General features: G+C 50.2%; 28 protein-coding genes. 2 read left to right on the plus strand and 26 right to left on the minus strand.

All coding sequences use genetic code 11. The features are described 5' to 3' along the window. Positions 1-125: 125 nt before the first annotated feature. The 26 genes from PY990_RS15860 to PY990_RS15985 all read right to left on the minus strand — a co-directional run bounded on the left by PY990_RS15860 (position 126) and on the right by PY990_RS15985 (position 12,263). Positions 126-467, minus strand: coding sequence for a hypothetical protein (locus PY990_RS15860; RefSeq protein ID WP_275272430.1), 342 nt, complete (start codon positions 465-467; stop codon positions 126-128). A gap of 10 nt (positions 468-477) precedes the next feature. Continuing rightward, positions 478-1,296 carry a hypothetical protein gene (locus tag PY990_RS15865; RefSeq protein WP_275272431.1) on the minus strand — a complete coding sequence of 273 codons (819 nt, stop codon included), beginning with the start codon at positions 1,294-1,296 and terminating at the stop codon, positions 478-480. A gap of 18 nt (positions 1,297-1,314) precedes the next feature. Further along, positions 1,315-1,809 (minus strand): HNH endonuclease signature motif containing protein, encoded by a 495-nt coding sequence (locus PY990_RS15870; RefSeq protein ID WP_275272432.1) that lies wholly within the window; start codon positions 1,807-1,809, stop codon positions 1,315-1,317. Beyond that, positions 1,806-2,372, minus strand: coding sequence for a hypothetical protein (locus PY990_RS15875; protein WP_275272433.1), 567 nt, complete (start codon positions 2,370-2,372; stop codon positions 1,806-1,808). The genes PY990_RS15870 and PY990_RS15875 overlap by 4 nt, the downstream gene beginning before the upstream one ends. Then, positions 2,369-3,325, minus strand: coding sequence for a phage recombination protein Bet (gene bet / locus PY990_RS15880; RefSeq protein ID WP_275272434.1), 957 nt, complete (start codon positions 3,323-3,325; stop codon positions 2,369-2,371). The genes PY990_RS15875 and bet overlap by 4 nt, the downstream gene beginning before the upstream one ends. 1 nt (position 3,326) lies before the next feature. Further along, positions 3,327-3,788, minus strand: a complete 462-nt coding sequence (locus PY990_RS15885) for an HNH endonuclease family protein (RefSeq protein ID WP_275272435.1) — start codon at positions 3,786-3,788, stop codon at positions 3,327-3,329. Beyond that, a complete protein-coding gene (locus PY990_RS15890; protein ID WP_275272436.1) occupies positions 3,785-3,985 on the minus strand; it encodes a hypothetical protein in 201 nt (66 codons plus the stop codon). The genes PY990_RS15885 and PY990_RS15890 overlap by 4 nt, the downstream gene beginning before the upstream one ends. A 67-nt stretch (positions 3,986-4,052) precedes the next feature. Next, positions 4,053-4,256 carry a hypothetical protein gene (locus PY990_RS15895; protein WP_275272437.1) on the minus strand — a complete coding sequence of 68 codons (204 nt, stop codon included), beginning with the start codon at positions 4,254-4,256 and terminating at the stop codon, positions 4,053-4,055. A gap of 95 nt (positions 4,257-4,351) precedes the next feature. Beyond that, positions 4,352-4,705 (minus strand): hypothetical protein, encoded by a 354-nt coding sequence (locus PY990_RS15900; RefSeq protein WP_275272438.1) that lies wholly within the window; start codon positions 4,703-4,705, stop codon positions 4,352-4,354. Beyond that, positions 4,702-4,950: a hypothetical protein gene (locus PY990_RS15905; RefSeq protein WP_275272439.1), complete on the minus strand. Its 249-nt coding sequence runs from the start codon at positions 4,948-4,950 to the stop codon at positions 4,702-4,704. Before PY990_RS15905 ends, PY990_RS15900 begins: the two co-directional genes overlap by 4 nt. 453 nt (positions 4,951-5,403) lie before the next feature. Continuing rightward, the gene (locus PY990_RS15910; protein ID WP_275272440.1) at positions 5,404-6,396 is read right to left on the minus strand and encodes a hypothetical protein; all 993 of its coding nucleotides are present in this window, start codon (positions 6,394-6,396) and stop codon (positions 5,404-5,406) included. After that, entirely contained in the window at positions 6,393-6,986 is a 594-nt protein-coding gene (locus PY990_RS15915) for a 3'-5' exonuclease (protein ID WP_275272441.1), read from the minus strand. The genes PY990_RS15910 and PY990_RS15915 overlap by 4 nt, the downstream gene beginning before the upstream one ends. Further along, entirely contained in the window at positions 6,983-7,321 is a 339-nt protein-coding gene (locus PY990_RS15920; protein WP_275272442.1) for a hypothetical protein, read from the minus strand. Before PY990_RS15920 ends, PY990_RS15915 begins: the two co-directional genes overlap by 4 nt. Next, on the minus strand, positions 7,318-7,644 hold the full coding sequence (locus tag PY990_RS15925) for a hypothetical protein (RefSeq protein WP_275272443.1): 327 nt from the start codon (positions 7,642-7,644) through the stop codon (positions 7,318-7,320). The genes PY990_RS15920 and PY990_RS15925 overlap by 4 nt, the downstream gene beginning before the upstream one ends. Continuing rightward, positions 7,641-8,120: a hypothetical protein gene (locus tag PY990_RS15930; RefSeq protein ID WP_275272444.1), complete on the minus strand. Its 480-nt coding sequence runs from the start codon at positions 8,118-8,120 to the stop codon at positions 7,641-7,643. The genes PY990_RS15925 and PY990_RS15930 overlap by 4 nt, the downstream gene beginning before the upstream one ends. Further along, a complete protein-coding gene (locus tag PY990_RS15935) occupies positions 8,117-8,272 on the minus strand; it encodes a hypothetical protein (protein WP_275272445.1) in 156 nt (51 codons plus the stop codon). Before PY990_RS15935 ends, PY990_RS15930 begins: the two co-directional genes overlap by 4 nt. Before the next feature lie 65 nt (positions 8,273-8,337). Beyond that, the gene (locus PY990_RS15940; protein WP_275272446.1) at positions 8,338-8,544 is read right to left on the minus strand and encodes a hypothetical protein; all 207 of its coding nucleotides are present in this window, start codon (positions 8,542-8,544) and stop codon (positions 8,338-8,340) included. Further along, positions 8,541-8,729 carry a hypothetical protein gene (locus PY990_RS15945; RefSeq protein WP_275272447.1) on the minus strand — a complete coding sequence of 63 codons (189 nt, stop codon included), beginning with the start codon at positions 8,727-8,729 and terminating at the stop codon, positions 8,541-8,543. The genes PY990_RS15940 and PY990_RS15945 overlap by 4 nt, the downstream gene beginning before the upstream one ends. Positions 8,730-8,785: 56 nt before the next feature. Next, positions 8,786-9,628: a DUF2303 family protein gene (locus PY990_RS15950; RefSeq protein WP_275272448.1), complete on the minus strand. Its 843-nt coding sequence runs from the start codon at positions 9,626-9,628 to the stop codon at positions 8,786-8,788. A 2-nt stretch (positions 9,629-9,630) separates the two neighbouring features. Beyond that, the gene (locus PY990_RS15955; RefSeq protein ID WP_275272449.1) at positions 9,631-9,990 is read right to left on the minus strand and encodes a hypothetical protein; all 360 of its coding nucleotides are present in this window, start codon (positions 9,988-9,990) and stop codon (positions 9,631-9,633) included. A gap of 222 nt (positions 9,991-10,212) precedes the next feature. Beyond that, positions 10,213-10,701: a hypothetical protein gene (locus PY990_RS15960; RefSeq protein ID WP_275272450.1), complete on the minus strand. Its 489-nt coding sequence runs from the start codon at positions 10,699-10,701 to the stop codon at positions 10,213-10,215. Positions 10,702-10,719: 18 nt separating this feature from the next. Then, the gene (locus PY990_RS15965) at positions 10,720-10,905 is read right to left on the minus strand and encodes a hypothetical protein (RefSeq protein ID WP_275272451.1); all 186 of its coding nucleotides are present in this window, start codon (positions 10,903-10,905) and stop codon (positions 10,720-10,722) included. Beyond that, the gene (locus tag PY990_RS15970) at positions 10,898-11,119 is read right to left on the minus strand and encodes a hypothetical protein (RefSeq protein ID WP_275272452.1); all 222 of its coding nucleotides are present in this window, start codon (positions 11,117-11,119) and stop codon (positions 10,898-10,900) included. The genes PY990_RS15965 and PY990_RS15970 overlap by 8 nt, the downstream gene beginning before the upstream one ends. A 37-nt stretch (positions 11,120-11,156) precedes the next feature. Beyond that, positions 11,157-11,402 (minus strand): hypothetical protein, encoded by a 246-nt coding sequence (locus tag PY990_RS15975; protein ID WP_275272453.1) that lies wholly within the window; start codon positions 11,400-11,402, stop codon positions 11,157-11,159. Positions 11,403-11,509: 107 nt separating this feature from the next. Continuing rightward, entirely contained in the window at positions 11,510-11,845 is a 336-nt protein-coding gene (locus PY990_RS15980) for a hypothetical protein (protein WP_275272457.1), read from the minus strand. After that, positions 11,781-12,263, minus strand: coding sequence for a helix-turn-helix domain-containing protein (locus PY990_RS15985; protein ID WP_275272454.1), 483 nt, complete (start codon positions 12,261-12,263; stop codon positions 11,781-11,783). The genes PY990_RS15980 and PY990_RS15985 overlap by 65 nt, the downstream gene beginning before the upstream one ends. Before the next feature lie 87 nt (positions 12,264-12,350). Here PY990_RS15985 and PY990_RS15990 point away from each other — a divergent pair, with 87 nt between their 5' ends. Both PY990_RS15990 and PY990_RS15995 read left to right on the plus strand, forming a co-directional pair. Further along, entirely contained in the window at positions 12,351-12,734 is a 384-nt protein-coding gene (locus PY990_RS15990; protein ID WP_275272455.1) for a hypothetical protein, read from the plus strand. 314 nt (positions 12,735-13,048) lie between these two features. Further along, a complete protein-coding gene (locus PY990_RS15995; RefSeq protein ID WP_275272456.1) occupies positions 13,049-13,435 on the plus strand; it encodes a hypothetical protein in 387 nt (128 codons plus the stop codon). Positions 13,436-13,452: the final 17 nt, after the last annotated feature.

Raw genomic sequence — 13,452 nt, forward strand, 5'->3', positions numbered from 1 at the left:
TTTTTTTTGCTGCCGTAGTTGTAAGCCAGTACCAGGTTGGCCACTGGCTCACCCGAGGGTAGGTATCTCAATTCACAATCGCGGGTCAGTCGAAATAATCCGGTCAGGATAGCCATGTGGGTTCCTTAATGGGTAGTGGTTGTTTGGGTGGTGCCGCTTGCGTGTTGGGCCTGGGCTTTTTCAAGATCACGTTCACGCAAGGCATTGATTTCCAGTTGCTTGATTGCCGCCATCAAAGCCTCATGGCCGTAAGCCACTCCAAATTCCACGCAAATAGCCACCATGCTGCCAATAAACATTTCTTTGCGCATGGATTCGGGCAGGCGCTTGACAATATCACGCATGGGCAGCACCAGCATTTGAACGGCAATCATGGCCCCGGCGTCCAGCGGTTCGCTGGCCGCAATGTCAATTTGAGTCGTGACCAGGCCACCAAGGATGATTTGGGCGGTGTTTTCTTTGCTCATTGCTTTCTCCTTATGCCGCACGGGCTGCGATGGTTTTGTCTTCGTACACTTCAATGCCGGGGTACTTCATGGATGTCTTCAAAGCCCTGGCCATGTTGTTGAGTTTTGACTCATTCACATCGATCATTTCCAGCAGTTCGGGCCGCGTGGCCACAAAGGCCAAAAACTCCGCTTTGTTGATCACGCGCGCCTTGAAGGTGACTTTGGTTTTTGAAATACCGGCAACACTGGCAGGCGCTGCAACCACTGGTGCTGTTAATGATGCGGCGGTGGTTTCCAAGGCAATGCTTTCCTGCACGGCGCTGGCCACAACCATTTCGGCACGGGCTGCGGCTTCCGCTGCTTTGCCAACATTGCCCTGGGCTTCGGCTTCTTTGGCCTGGGCTGCAAGTGCTTCTGCTTCTTCACGGGCTTTTTGTTCCCGTTCGGCGGCTTCGGCTGCCAATCGGGCGCGCTCAATGCGCTGTGCCTCTTCGGCCTTGCGTCGAGCCTCGGCCGCAATTCGTTCTTGAATTTCCGTGTAGCCAATCATCTTCTTTTTGATGATGCTTTCGGCCTGCTCAAGAAATTGCGAGGGGCCGCGAAACATATCATTGATTGCTTTGGTGGCCTTGTTCAGCGGATCCACAATCGTTTTGCGCTGTTCTTCCAAAGCCTTGGCCCTGGATTTGATGCCTTTAAGTTCATCGGCTGCAAGTTCATAGGTTTCCTGGTTGTCCACCACCATGCTGTTGACCATGGCCAGGGCCGATTGCGCGCGCTGGTTCAATTCAATTGGGTTGGGGGTTTTGATGTTGCTCAAGGGGCTCAAAATTTCATTTGTTTCCATGTTTGTTTCTCCAGTTGATTAAAGTGTGTTTCCGGGGTGACCTTTTCTTTTGGCCTCTATGTATGCGTTGTGGGCGTCAATTGCGTTCTCAAACGTGCCAACAGATTTTTGAATACCGTCGATTTGAATCAATGCCAAGAATTTTTTCGGACCTTTTTTGTTTACTCCAATAAGGCCAGTGTGATTATTGGGGTGTGCTTTTCTCTGGTTTTGAAGATTTACAGATCGAGTCACGTGTCTTAAATTTTGAAATCTGTTGTCAGTTTTGATGCCGTTGATATGGTCGATGTCCAAAGTTGGCCATTCTCCGGTTTTCAAAAACCACACAAGCACGTGCGCCATGAACTTCATCTGGTTGATCTTTATCACCACGTACCCGGCGTGATTTATCGAGCCTGCTTTTTGCCCTACCTTGACGGGCCCTCTACGTTTTTGAATCCATTTAAATTCTCCTGATTCATCGTTGTATTCAAGAGCACTCAAAAGTGCTTCTCTTGAAATGGTCTTCTTCATTCGAATTTCCTTTTGAAGTTTTGTATCGTCAACAAAGAAACGAAAACGGGCCAATCCATGGGATCGGTCCAGGTGTCAAATTTGTAGGTGCCATCGGGGCGAAGTCGAACAGTTCCCCGGCGCGCATTGGGTTTGCCGTAAATGTGGTTGTATGCTGCGGTCTGAATTCCCCATACAGGGTGGCTTTGCAGACTGGTCTTGATGTCAATCGTCCAGTCCTGTTCATCGATCAGACCGAAGCGGTCACAAGTCCCGGCAAATCCCAATGGGTGGTGGCCCTTGTGTTCAATCAGAGTCCAACGGGGGCGCTTGTCATCCAGAAACTTCAACCAGGCGTCGAAGTACCCGCGTAACTTGGGGTCAATCGTGTCTTCGTCCAAGTCGCCTTCATCCCAGTATTGGCAGATTAGGTGCACGGCGGTACCGCGCTCCTGGGCTGCCTTCAAAACGTCAAGCGGTACCCCTGCGAACGAGTGCAGCAGTTGCAGTACCTGGGTCACGCTGGGAATGACTACGCCATTGAGCCTGTACTCGTGCTTGGCTTCATCGAAGGTAAAGCTCATTGTTTCATCAAGTCCTTTTTGACTGTTTCCCATTCAGCCAATGTCATTGCTTCAAGTGATTCGATGCCATGAGCCCCCAATGTTTCAGAAACATCCAATCCCAGGGATGCGCACTTTTGCTCGATCCACTTCAATTGACCAGGCTTGGGCATTTCAACTACGTTGGTTTCAGTGGGTGCGTCTGATGCCTGTGCTTGATCGGTGGGCTGATCGGCGCTGGCCTGCTCTTTGTTGGCTGGCTGCTCCTTGGCTGCGACATCCTGAACATCGGTGGCCTTGGGTTTGGCGCGCTGGGGCTTGACCATTGCTTCACCAGTGACGCTGCCTGTTTCGTTGTCAATGACGGTGCCGCCTACAATGCGTTCGCCTTCGTCCTGGTCGTAGATGCCAGTGAAGCCAAATGCCACGCGAGAACATTGGATCAATGACTTGTGGCGAAGAAAGCGGTTAGGGTGCGACTGCCAAGGGCCATCAACGGTGTACTCATTGCCGTTGTTATTTTTTCCTTTGAACGGAGGGCGGTAGCATTCCTCCAGATATTCCCGGATCACCACAGGTTGGGCGCGATCTTTGCGGGTGATCACGCACTCAATCCATTCGTGAGCACTCACCTTGGCACCAGGCATGTTCACCTTATTTTCCGAGTACCGAAATTCAATACCATCGAGTTGGGCGTGCTGGTTGATGATGCGGGACCAACCATCGACGCCTACAACAGGAACGATGCCGTTTTTCTTGTCGGGAAATGCGTAAATTTCTCTGGTAAATGGATTCAGTGAATACTGAGCAGCCACGATAAGCAAGGCTGAAAGCTGCGCATCGCTTACCGTTTCGGAGGTTTTAAAGCATGTGTTTTTTAATACATTGATTAGTTCTTGTCCGTTTGCGCTTGAACTGTCAATGCCAAATTTTTCGGCCAGTTGTATGGCCTGTGTAACAACAATCGATGTCAATTTAAGCTCCTTTTTTTAATGCTCTTTGCATTTGTTTGTGTTCTCTCTGGCAACGCATGCACACCCTGGAACCGTCTTTGGCAAATCGGAATCCAGTTTCTGTGTAAATGTGCCCCTTTGAGCAAGTGGTATTTCTTGAAAATGGGTGGCTCCAACGCTTGCGAGAGAGCATGTCTTTTCTGTTGGTAATCACATCACCGTCATACAGGTGTGAGGGGTTAACGCAGGCTCTTATATCGCAGTGATGGCATACGAATTCCACGTTTGTTTTGTCAGGGTTATGAGCTAAGAAGCTGGCGCGGTGGGCATGCAGGTGTTTACCTTCATAGGTCAATTGCCCGTACCCTTTGTTAACAGAACCCGTCCAAATCCAGCACCCCGAAAATGGAACTGGGATGCTTTGCGCATCGATGGCTTCCACCAAGTTTTGATATTTCGGCTTGGGGCCAGTTTTGGCTCTCACGCTGCTACTCCTGCAAACAAAGGGATTTCAACAACCAGGAAACCCAAGGCCTTGATGTTGGCCAGGTCGGCTTGATCAAGAGTCTTCTTTCCGGCGATGTTGGCAAACACCTGGGCGGCTTTGTTGGCTGGGTAGATTTTTGGAATTCCGTAAACATTACGGACTTGAATTTGAACAATTTGGGGGGCTTGATTCACTTTCCTGACTCCTAATAAGTACCTGACATGAATAAGAATATCCGTATACGGATTTTTTTAGGCGAGTTTAATCCGTGTATGCGATGTACCTAAAGGTACCGTTTCCGAAGTGCTCAAAGCGGCCCCCGAACGTACCTTCGACCAGGGGGATAAGGTCTTTTTTATCAAGCCCTTCGGGGTAGGTTCCTTCACACAACATGCTCGAATTGGAGTGCGGGAGTTTCTTCAAAGTCACCTGGTCTAATAGTGTTTTTTTTGCATCATCTGACATTTTGTTTTCTCCTTGGTTGTGAACGTATTGAGCAAAGCAAATTCCCATGCATTCGCTTTCTGGATAATTGCAGCCACTGGGGGCGTATTGGCATTTCATGATGTGCCCTCGGTTCGTCGCTCCAAATCCCGGTGAGCGGGAAATTGGAAAGTGCAGCTGTAGTTTTCCTTGCGCAAGGCTTGAATTGCCAGGGCAAGAAGTTCCCGGTCTGCTTTACCCTCGGTGCGCACGCGCAGGTGATAGTTGCTGGCACTTGTCTTGTGCGGGTAAAACACCAGGCGCAGGCCGGGCATGGTGAACGTGAATGCTTGGTAGTCGTGCACACCTGGTTCCAGTTTGCCGCCCAGGTGCGCAAGCCTGCGACCGGCGTCTTCAAATTCATCTTTGAAATAACGCTTTTGCAAGGTCATGCGTTTTTGCAGATACATGCCTTTAAATGGGTCGGTCATGGCTGGCCACCATTCTTGGCAATAATTACTTCAGCGCAAGCCTCACCAAAGTTTTGGCTTTTCCTCGGCGCGGGTTCGGCGGCGAGGGTTTGCTCGGCCTGCAATTCATCAAGCAACTGGTGCAATCGTTTTCGCTCTTGCTGAATAGACCACTCACAATGATGTAATTCTTGATCTAGTCCAATTTCATCAAGCAATGGAAATTCTCTGCGCAAAGCCTCGCGCATGTGTTCGGTTTGGTTCATTCCACATACCCCTCATGACATCGATTAAAACACTCGTGATGTGCTGGACCGCCTCTGTCTCCGTAATCGGTTAGCCCACATCGTTTGCAAACGTAAACCGGCTGGCTGCAATCCTCATGGCCTTTGGGGCAGGATCTGCCGCCATCTGTCTGCCAGTCGTGACCATCTACTGAGCACAGTGAGTTGCCGCCGAGTTCTTTTGCCTGCTCCACCAGTTGAGAAAGGGAAAACTGGTTCATCCCCGCCCCCTTGCTTTCTCGATCTCAACAAACGTGCAATGGGTCTTGCGAACCGTCACTTCCTCGCCTTTTTCTTGAATGTTGTAGTCTAGTATTGCGTCGGCTATACCATCGGTGATCTCAAAAGTCGCCCAAGTGTCGCAATGCTTAACAAGTCGGCCAGTAAATGCACCCTTACGGAAACTGTTTATGTGATAAGTCGCTCCAATTTCCATCACACACCCCCTTTCTTTGCGGCTTCGTAGGCCCCGATCGCTTCTGTTACACACTCAAACGTCCTTGGCCTTCCTTCCAAAGATTGTGGGTCATCCATGACCATTTTCAGTGCGCTGTACATCTGCTCATTCACGGCAACGGCTGGGTTTTTGACACACTCACAGCATTGAAAACACGTTGCCAATTCACGCAAAGCATCCGCAAGGGTTGGGTACGCTGCAACATCCCAACAGTCTGGGTAATGTACGGCCTTGGCTAAGTCGTCATTCACCGCAACGGCTGGCCGCACCGGCTGGGCTTTAGTTACGTACTCAAACATCTGCTTGGCCTGCTCTGCGTTGAACAGGTTTGTTCCGCTTGGCCACCCGTTTCGCCCTGCAATCTCGGTGTCAATGCTGATTCCGCAATCCGGCGCAAAGTCCATTGGTAATTTCCAACCAAGGAACCGATTCACCATGTGAGTTATATCAACGGGTTGGGTTGGCCTTGGAAAGTTCCACAATCTGCGCTCAATGATTCCGGCGATGGCCTTTTCCTTTTCACTTCCAAGCGGCTCGCCAATGTACTGACCGATCATGCCTGCAATGTATCGACACCACATTGACTCGTCGGCATCCGCTGGCTGCGGCACCTTTAAACCTTCGCGCCTCACTTGGGCAACGATGTCGCAAAGACTGGCCTGCTTGGCCGCGCCTTCTTCTCCATTAATCAGTACATCCAATTCGCGAACGAGGCGGCGGTGGTCTTCCATAACTTCTTCATAATTCTGTTGCACAGACTCCAAAATCTGTTCTTCACGCTGCTTGTAAAACTTATTGAAGACAATGCCATAGCCGTATGCCTGCATGTACTGCCCGATTTGTTGAGCAACAGCGTCGGGCACTGCCATTCGCATTTCAAGGTCCATGAACTCGTTGAACAGGAAAGCAATGATTCCTGCAGCGTTTGGGGTCTGCAAAAACTTGGGGCATAATTTTTCAAGATCATTCATGAGGGCACCTTCTCCAGGTCACACATTGCCCAGTACACCGCCATGCATCCCTTGGCATCTCCCATGGCCGTGTGTGCGCCTTGAAGTTCCTCGCCAGTGAAATGCATGAAGGCCTCGGCCAATGTGGGGTTTTTAAATGCCTTTCCCTTGCCTGGCAGCTGCATGATTGGCTTGGCTTTGAGCATGGTGCACTCGTGATTGTCTTTTTCAGCCCAGGCTTCAAGAGCCTCTTCGGAAAGCCCATAGCGTTTCATGGCAATGCGAATGATGCGCTGGTCGAATGTTCGGTTGTGCGCCACACGGTTGGCACCCTCGGCCATTGCAAGCAACTGTTGGACTGCTTCCAATTCGTCAATGCCGTTGGCCTCGGCAAATTCCTGGCTAATGCCGTGAACATCAATTGTTTCCTGGGGGATGATCCATCCATTGGGTTTGATGATCACATCCATCGTGCTGATCACTTCGCGGGTTTCAGCGTTGCACAGAATTCCAGCCAGTTGAACAAGGTGTGGTTGCGTGTCGGAATCGCTGGGCACGCTCCAATCAGGCATACCCGTAGTTTCTGTGTCGTAGAAAAAGATTGTGTTCATGCCAGGCCTCTCACGGTTGGGCCAAGGTCAGTGGCCAGGAATTCAATCAATTCGGTTTTGAGTTTGGAGCCTTCTTCAATAACGCTTTGCTGTAAACGTGTTTCGATTAGCCCAAGAAAATGACCATTTTCAAGTTCTTCTTTAAGCCATTGCTCTATTACCTTTTCCGCGCCGCTTGGCATTTGCTGAACATTTGCGCCTTTCATATCGGCATAGACATCCACGTAGGTGATGTTTATTTGCACTCCCTGTGCTGTTTTTGTCACTTGGTCGCGCCACGCGCGGAATTCATTGAGGCTTTTTTTGGCCTCTTCGTATTTTTTTAATGCGTTCATGCTTGCACCTGTTGCTCTCGTTGTTTAATCACTTCCTTGCGCTGCTCGTCTGCAATGCAGTACAGCTGCAGGAATTCATCGACCACCTTCATGTCGCCGTTGTAGAACCGTTCACCCAGTTCGGTGAGGTGCTTGCCAAGTTCGGTGATCATGAAACGATTGATTCCGTCCGATGGCTTCAAACCGTTTTGTATCGTGTGGACCATGCCGCGATAGTCGATCTTCATGGCCTCGTGTTTTTTGGCCAGGGGTACGGTGTGCCCCCAGTTACCCACACGCTTGACGACACCGGTCATAATTGTTTTGTCTTGGTTTAATTTCATTTGCTTGCTCCTGGCTGGCTGAGTTCCAGCGCGATAAGTTCTGTGTTGACTATGCTTTTGACTTCGTACAGGTCCAACTTGCTGTAGGCCCTGCGCATGGCAAGGATGATGGCCATGCTGTACTCCACTTCGCCTGGTGTGATTGGCATGCATGCCTCCAGGCGTTTGCAGAGTTTTTCAATCGGAGACACATCAATGTTTAGATTGAAATTGTTGGAGATTCGGCGCCACACCGATGTGAAACCCAGCACGGCCGGTATGGTTTCGTAGCGTTCGCCCTCTAGGCTTTGTTGAACCAGGACGCCCCTTTGATCAACATCCACCAGGCCATCGGATAGCAGTCGGAAGAATCGATCAATGTCAGCGAACACCAGGTCAACCTCATGAGGCAGCGGCCTTCGCAGTTGATGGCGTGCAATCCTTGGTGCCTTGGCTGATTTTGCTTTGGCCTGGGCGCGTCGAATTTGTCTGTTCATGGTTGTGATGCCTTTTCAATCAATGCCCTGATGTCATGGACCAAACCCCGGTTGCAATACCCAGCGGTTAGAAATTGAATGTCCCACACCAGTTTTTGAGTTTTTTCCAGTTCATCGACCAATTCCACAATCGCGCGAGGGTCCATGTTCATGGAGTCCCCGCGCTGAATATGAAACTGGGCGCGCTTTTTCAATTCCTCGGCCTGGATGACCATGGTCAGAAAAGCGACACCAGGTTGAACAAGGCCGCACCCAGGGCACCAAAAGCACTAGCGATCAAAAGGAACAAAGCCTTGTTGGTGCGGTTTTCCTTGGTGATTCTTTGCTCAACCCGATTGGCAACCTTTTCACCGAACGTGATCACATCGTTTGGGTGGCTTTGATAGCACTCGTAAATTTCTTCTTCGCTGATGTGCCGATTCATTGGGATGTCTCCTTTTGCTGTGTGCTGTATTGATCGTGCTCTTCGTCAAAGCCGATGTAATTCAGCTGTTCACGAATCGCCTTGTGATGGCCAAGGGTGCTGGGTGGAACAAAGCCAAAGCGTCGGAACGTCTTGGCCACATCGGTGGCGCATGCTGGCCGGTACTGCACTGATTGGTCTTTCATGGATGCAACTCCTTTTAAAACGAACGCGGTGGCCGCAACGCGCGGCCCCCATTGGTTTACCGGCGATACATTCGATCGCAATCGCCGTACTCGCCCAGGTACACAGGAACTAAGTCATGGCTCATGACCGTTTCAATCTCGCTTTTGAAGTCCTCGCCCATTTGCTGTTTGTGTTTGTCGAGCATCGCAATGCGCAGAACCAGTTGAGGTTTGTCGGTGGTGAGAATGCCCACGCGCACGCGAAACACCTGTTCAGGCAAATCGTTGTACGGGTTGCATTTGAATTCGATCAGCGTGGGGATTTTTTCCTTGCTGGTGGCCTGCACGCTCTCGAAGGCACTTTTGCTTGCGCTAAGTTTTTCCTCGGTGGCTTCTTGGCGTTTGAGTGCTTCAATCGTGATTGAGCGCACTGCAGCGATGGCCTGCTTGTTGGGGATTTCGTCGGTGTCGTCGGCACAAGTGATGTTCAGTTGCCAGTCTTCAATGAACTCGGCCACATCGCGTTGGCTTTTGGCTGCGCCATTGGCAATTTGCAAAAGTGCGCTGTATTCCGGGGTGGCGCGCTTGGACAACACCGCCAGATTGTCGCTGTGACCAGGGGCCTCGGGGCTTCCCAGGTTCAGTACACCGGTGGCCTTCATGTTATCCGTGTTGATGAACACGGCTGCGCCTTCTTCTTTGTGCTTTTCCACATACTCTGCAAAGTGCAATGCTGATTCAGTGTGAAAACGTCCAGATAAGCGGCGACGATTGGGCATGTACACCTCAAGGTCGGTGACTTGCATGAAGCTGGGCACGCCCACCAAACCGTCATTGGCCATGGCCTCGGCAATTGCAGCGCGAAGCGGAGCGGTACCGTGGCTGGCCAGGATTGTGTCGATACTGTCTTTGTCGATCATGATTATTTGCCTTCTTCAAAGGAGGTTTGTTTGTTGTCAAGAAGTGAGGGTTGAGCAAGGGAGAGCGCACCGAACTTGCCCACATGCAGGACGGTGGCGCGGCTTTCTTCTTCCATGGCCTTGCCATCCATGGTGGGTTTGCTGAATTTCAGCGCGTGTTCACAGCGAACCTGCATGGTTCCCGGGATGCGCTGGAAGGTGAACTTCACGGTGACTTCACCTGTTTTGTTGTGGTCCACGGCAGCGGCTGCCACCTGGGACAATGCAATGGACAGCTTGCGGTCAAACACACCACCGTCTAAATCGGTGATGAATTCACCCACATCGGTCGCCGCTGATGTCGAGTTGTGTTGGTTACTCATGGGTTCCTCTTCAAGGTAGAGTTTGGCTAGATCAGGCAATGGGCCTGGGGTAGGGCTGCGCGCAACCCTTCACCCGAACCACTACCAGGTACCAATCACACCCACGTACCAAAGTGCAGCTGGAATAAACACTGCGGCACTTAGAACCACGATTGCTTTGATTTCATCTTTGTTCAGCATAATTTGATCCGTATATGGATTTTTTAGGACGAAGAAAAACCCTCAATTCGAGGAACCCTGTGTTCTGTTTAAGTGGCGCTGCCTCAAAGTCATCAAGGTAGCAATGCGCTTTAGGTACCCTGCGCACCGTTCAAACTCTTGTGGCCCAGGCCTTGGATATCTGCTGTAGTTGGCGTTGTCCATCATGTCGTACACCTTGACCAAATACGCAAGGTCGTTCATTGCCACCCGCTCAAGGTAATCCATCGGGTCTTCGCCCTGACGCTTGGTAATGGCATCCACGGCATGAACAATCTCAGGGTCGAACAAAGCACCAATATCAACCAGGCTAAAATTGGAGTCTTCCACCACATCATGCAGCATGCCCACCAGGTAAAAAGGATGTCCATATTTGATGGCGTTCTGCGCAACACGTTGAACGTGGTCAATGTATGGCGCACCGGCCAGGTCTACCTGATCTTTATGGGCAGCATTGGCCATTGTTTTGACCAGTTCGATTTCATTCCATGTTTTTTTGAGTTGATCTGTCATTTTTTGCTCAAAGTGTTATTAGTTTTCTTCCCACAATTCTTGAGCCGCCAGTTCCTGACCATACCCATTGAATAACCGGCCGCACCGATCACAATCCACATCATTGGCCATATAGCTTTCGACACGAGCACCGCATGGGCACCGCCAATTGCGCCCAATGATTCTGTCGTTGTCGTCAATTTCGACATTCACTTGATTAACCATTGACGTTCTCCCTGGCAAGAATCATTTCGTAAAAGCCGCTGCCTGGGCCGTATCGCTCGAACAAATCACCAAAGGCGGCGACAAGACGCGCCCGGTTGCCAAGGTCCGCGGCATAGTAGGCACGCGCAATCTGACTTACAAATCCACCACCAAAAGCCTCCATGGCATTGGCTGCATAGATCAACTGATCGGCATTCATTGCATTTGCGTTCATTTCAATCTCCAAAGTAGGGGGCAAAGCCCCCAATCAATCACATTCCAATTTCATTAAAACCATCAACAAGCGCATCACCTACTGCCGCCCAGGCGTCATAGCTGATGAATCCGTTGTTCATCTGCTCACGCTGATCCTGGGGCATTTGCTGTACGGCTTGCTGGTAGTACCGAATGGCGTGGGCAACAAAGGCCACACTCAATGGGCTGTTGAAGTTTTGGTTGTGGTTGATTACCCGCTCGATGGGGTGAAGGGGAAGGGCTCTTTCAACGACCTGATTCATACCTGACTCCGAAAAAGAAAAACAAAAAGAACACAGGTAAAGAATATCCGTATACGGATTTTTCTGCAACAAAAATATCCGTATACGGATATACTGTCGTTGAAATGCTATTGTGGTTTGGGGGCAGTAATTGGAATGATGTCTGCCTGTGCGGTACCAAAGCGCATCGGGTTGGCAATATCGCGCAATACCAGGGAGATTTCCTCCAAAGCCAGTAGCATGGCAGCTGCCTGTGCGGGTTCAATGCCAAGGCCCACCTTGTTTAATCGGCCGTTGGCTGTGATGCCCAGGTGTAAGCAGGCCACTTCTTTGTCGGGGTTTTGGAGTTGATCGGTGTGCCAGTTGATGATTTGTTGTACTCGTTCGGGGTTGGTGGACCTAGACCCGATCTGTTGTGCTCTTTCTAGGAGTTGAAGGTATGGCTGTTGTTGTTGTCTGCTCATCGAATATATTGCCCATGCTGCCCAGGGGCTTGGATGCCTCAACGAAAACTGCGGCTTCCAATTCCTCCGGTAGTGAATCTGAGAATAAGAAATCCACCGCCCCGGTTTTTTTGGCCTCCACAATTTTCACCAGCCATTTCAAGCATCTTCTGCGCTCGTTCGCATCCAGGGAGTTGAACAAGTTTAACAGTTGTGCTTCCTCTTCCTCAAGCAAGAAATACCGATCCGGTTTAACCCGGAATGCCTTGGCCAGGCTACTCACCATATCTAACGTAGCTGACTGGGTGTTGTTCAAAATTCTGTTTATGGAACTTTGTGCAACGCCACTAGCCACTGCCACGCGCCGTTGCGTGTCCAGTAGCTTTTCTCGCTCCATCAAGGCTTTAAGCCTTGTCTGTAATTGTTTGTTGAGGTTCATAAGAAAATTGTTGCACAATAGGATATCCGTATGCGGATTTTCTAAATCCCTAACTTATTTATCGAACAATAACGGCGATATCCATATATGACTCAGACTGTTTATCAAAAACTCCTGGACCGATTGGACAATGCACCGGTACCGCTGTGCCGCATTGCCGAGGAAGCCAATGTGGCACAGTCAACCGTTTCCCGGATTAGCCAGCGCGACTGCAAAAACCCCAGGGTAAAAACCGTGGACGCGCTCCTGGCGTGGTTCGACGCCTATGACCGCACATCAACAAGTACCATCGTAAGCGCAGTCGGGGACAGCCGTGACGTTGCTACACCCCTTGAAGTCGCTCATGAAAGCAAACAAGCCAACCACAATGAGACTGGCAAACACAATGTCTCGAATCGACGCCGCAGAGATTGGAACGCTGTTCGATCGGGCGCCCTGGGCAAAAAAACAAGCAGCACCCAAAAACAGTAGTACACATTGAACTAGGAAATCATTAAACAAACGGTACCCCCAATGACAAGCGATCAAAACCAAAATCCAATGTTATCGAGGTCGGGTAAATCTGACCCCTCGGGCAAGCTGCACAAACGCCTGGACATACCATTGTCCGAAGAACTTGAAGATTCAATCATTGCCCTGGCCACATTGGCCGGTCTTTCTAAAGCCGAATATGCCAGAACCATATTGGAAAGGCACGTTTACGGTGAACTCACCTTGGTACGAAGGATGACACATAGGGCGGGAATAAATACATCCGAAAAATATCCGAAAACGGATTCCGACGAATGACAGCGGATTGGATTGCACGACAAATCATGCTTGTTCGTCGGGTTGAAAAGGCTAACAGGTTGCGATTCAACCCCAATCCAAAAGGAGTTATGAAACCCGAAGGCTGTGCGATGGTGCTGTATCAGTTGTTTGTAGGTAACCCCCATCGTTTTTTTACCAGGGCCCAACTGGTTGACGCTGCCAAAGAGCATGCGAAATCAGCAGAGGCGGTGGACTGGGCCATCATTTTTTTACGATCAAGCCGGGTGATTGAAGCAGTCATTGATTCCCGGAGAAACAGCAGATACAACAGATATAGGTTAAATCCGTCTTTTTTTGCCCACGAAAATCCGTATACGGATCAAGGGCCATCAAAGCAAGGCAGCGAGGACAAGCAGAAATGAATTACTACCCTCACCAT

Source organism: Limnobacter olei (genome assembly GCF_029087225.1).
GTDB lineage: Bacteria > Pseudomonadota > Gammaproteobacteria > Burkholderiales > Burkholderiaceae_B > Limnobacter > Limnobacter olei.

What these genes read in the sequence shown, in the direction of transcription:
- PY990_RS15860 (WP_275272430.1), bottom strand. Translation starts at nt 467, where the DNA reads ATGAGCAAAGAAAACACCGCCCAAATCATCCTTGGTGGCCTGGTCACG.
- PY990_RS15865 (WP_275272431.1), bottom strand. Translation starts at nt 1,296, where the DNA reads ATGGAAACAAATGAAATTTTGAGCCCCTTGAGCAACATCAAAACCCCC.
- PY990_RS15870 (WP_275272432.1), bottom strand. Translation starts at nt 1,809, where the DNA reads ATGAAGAAGACCATTTCAAGAGAAGCACTTTTGAGTGCTCTTGAATAC.
- PY990_RS15875 (WP_275272433.1), bottom strand. Translation starts at nt 2,372, where the DNA reads ATGAGCTTTACCTTCGATGAAGCCAAGCACGAGTACAGGCTCAATGGC.
- PY990_RS15895 (WP_275272437.1), bottom strand. Translation starts at nt 4,256, where the DNA reads ATGTCAGATGATGCAAAAAAAACACTATTAGACCAGGTGACTTTGAAG.
- PY990_RS15900 (WP_275272438.1), bottom strand. Translation starts at nt 4,705, where the DNA reads ATGACCGACCCATTTAAAGGCATGTATCTGCAAAAACGCATGACCTTG.
- PY990_RS15905 (WP_275272439.1), bottom strand. Translation starts at nt 4,950, where the DNA reads ATGAACCAAACCGAACACATGCGCGAGGCTTTGCGCAGAGAATTTCCA.
- PY990_RS15910 (WP_275272440.1), bottom strand. Translation starts at nt 6,396, where the DNA reads ATGAATGATCTTGAAAAATTATGCCCCAAGTTTTTGCAGACCCCAAAC.
- PY990_RS15915 (WP_275272441.1), bottom strand. Translation starts at nt 6,986, where the DNA reads ATGAACACAATCTTTTTCTACGACACAGAAACTACGGGTATGCCTGAT.
- PY990_RS15920 (WP_275272442.1), bottom strand. Translation starts at nt 7,321, where the DNA reads ATGAACGCATTAAAAAAATACGAAGAGGCCAAAAAAAGCCTCAATGAA.
- PY990_RS15925 (WP_275272443.1), bottom strand. Translation starts at nt 7,644, where the DNA reads ATGAAATTAAACCAAGACAAAACAATTATGACCGGTGTCGTCAAGCGT.
- PY990_RS15930 (WP_275272444.1), bottom strand. Translation starts at nt 8,120, where the DNA reads ATGAACAGACAAATTCGACGCGCCCAGGCCAAAGCAAAATCAGCCAAG.
- PY990_RS15935 (WP_275272445.1), bottom strand. Translation starts at nt 8,272, where the DNA reads ATGAACATGGACCCTCGCGCGATTGTGGAATTGGTCGATGAACTGGAA.
- PY990_RS15940 (WP_275272446.1), bottom strand. Translation starts at nt 8,544, where the DNA reads ATGAATCGGCACATCAGCGAAGAAGAAATTTACGAGTGCTATCAAAGC.
- PY990_RS15945 (WP_275272447.1), bottom strand. Translation starts at nt 8,729, where the DNA reads ATGAAAGACCAATCAGTGCAGTACCGGCCAGCATGCGCCACCGATGTG.
- PY990_RS15950 (WP_275272448.1), bottom strand. Translation starts at nt 9,628, where the DNA reads ATGATCGACAAAGACAGTATCGACACAATCCTGGCCAGCCACGGTACC.
- PY990_RS15955 (WP_275272449.1), bottom strand. Translation starts at nt 9,990, where the DNA reads ATGAGTAACCAACACAACTCGACATCAGCGGCGACCGATGTGGGTGAA.
- PY990_RS15960 (WP_275272450.1), bottom strand. Translation starts at nt 10,701, where the DNA reads ATGACAGATCAACTCAAAAAAACATGGAATGAAATCGAACTGGTCAAA.
- PY990_RS15965 (WP_275272451.1), bottom strand. Translation starts at nt 10,905, where the DNA reads ATGGTTAATCAAGTGAATGTCGAAATTGACGACAACGACAGAATCATT.
- PY990_RS15970 (WP_275272452.1), bottom strand. Translation starts at nt 11,119, where the DNA reads ATGAACGCAAATGCAATGAATGCCGATCAGTTGATCTATGCAGCCAAT.
- PY990_RS15975 (WP_275272453.1), bottom strand. Translation starts at nt 11,402, where the DNA reads ATGAATCAGGTCGTTGAAAGAGCCCTTCCCCTTCACCCCATCGAGCGG.
- PY990_RS15980 (WP_275272457.1), bottom strand. Translation starts at nt 11,845, where the DNA reads ATGAGCAGACAACAACAACAGCCATACCTTCAACTCCTAGAAAGAGCA.
- PY990_RS15985 (WP_275272454.1), bottom strand. Translation starts at nt 12,263, where the DNA reads ATGAACCTCAACAAACAATTACAGACAAGGCTTAAAGCCTTGATGGAG.
- PY990_RS15990 (WP_275272455.1), top strand. Translation starts at nt 12,351, where the DNA reads ATGACTCAGACTGTTTATCAAAAACTCCTGGACCGATTGGACAATGCA.
- PY990_RS15995 (WP_275272456.1), top strand. Translation starts at nt 13,049, where the DNA reads ATGACAGCGGATTGGATTGCACGACAAATCATGCTTGTTCGTCGGGTT.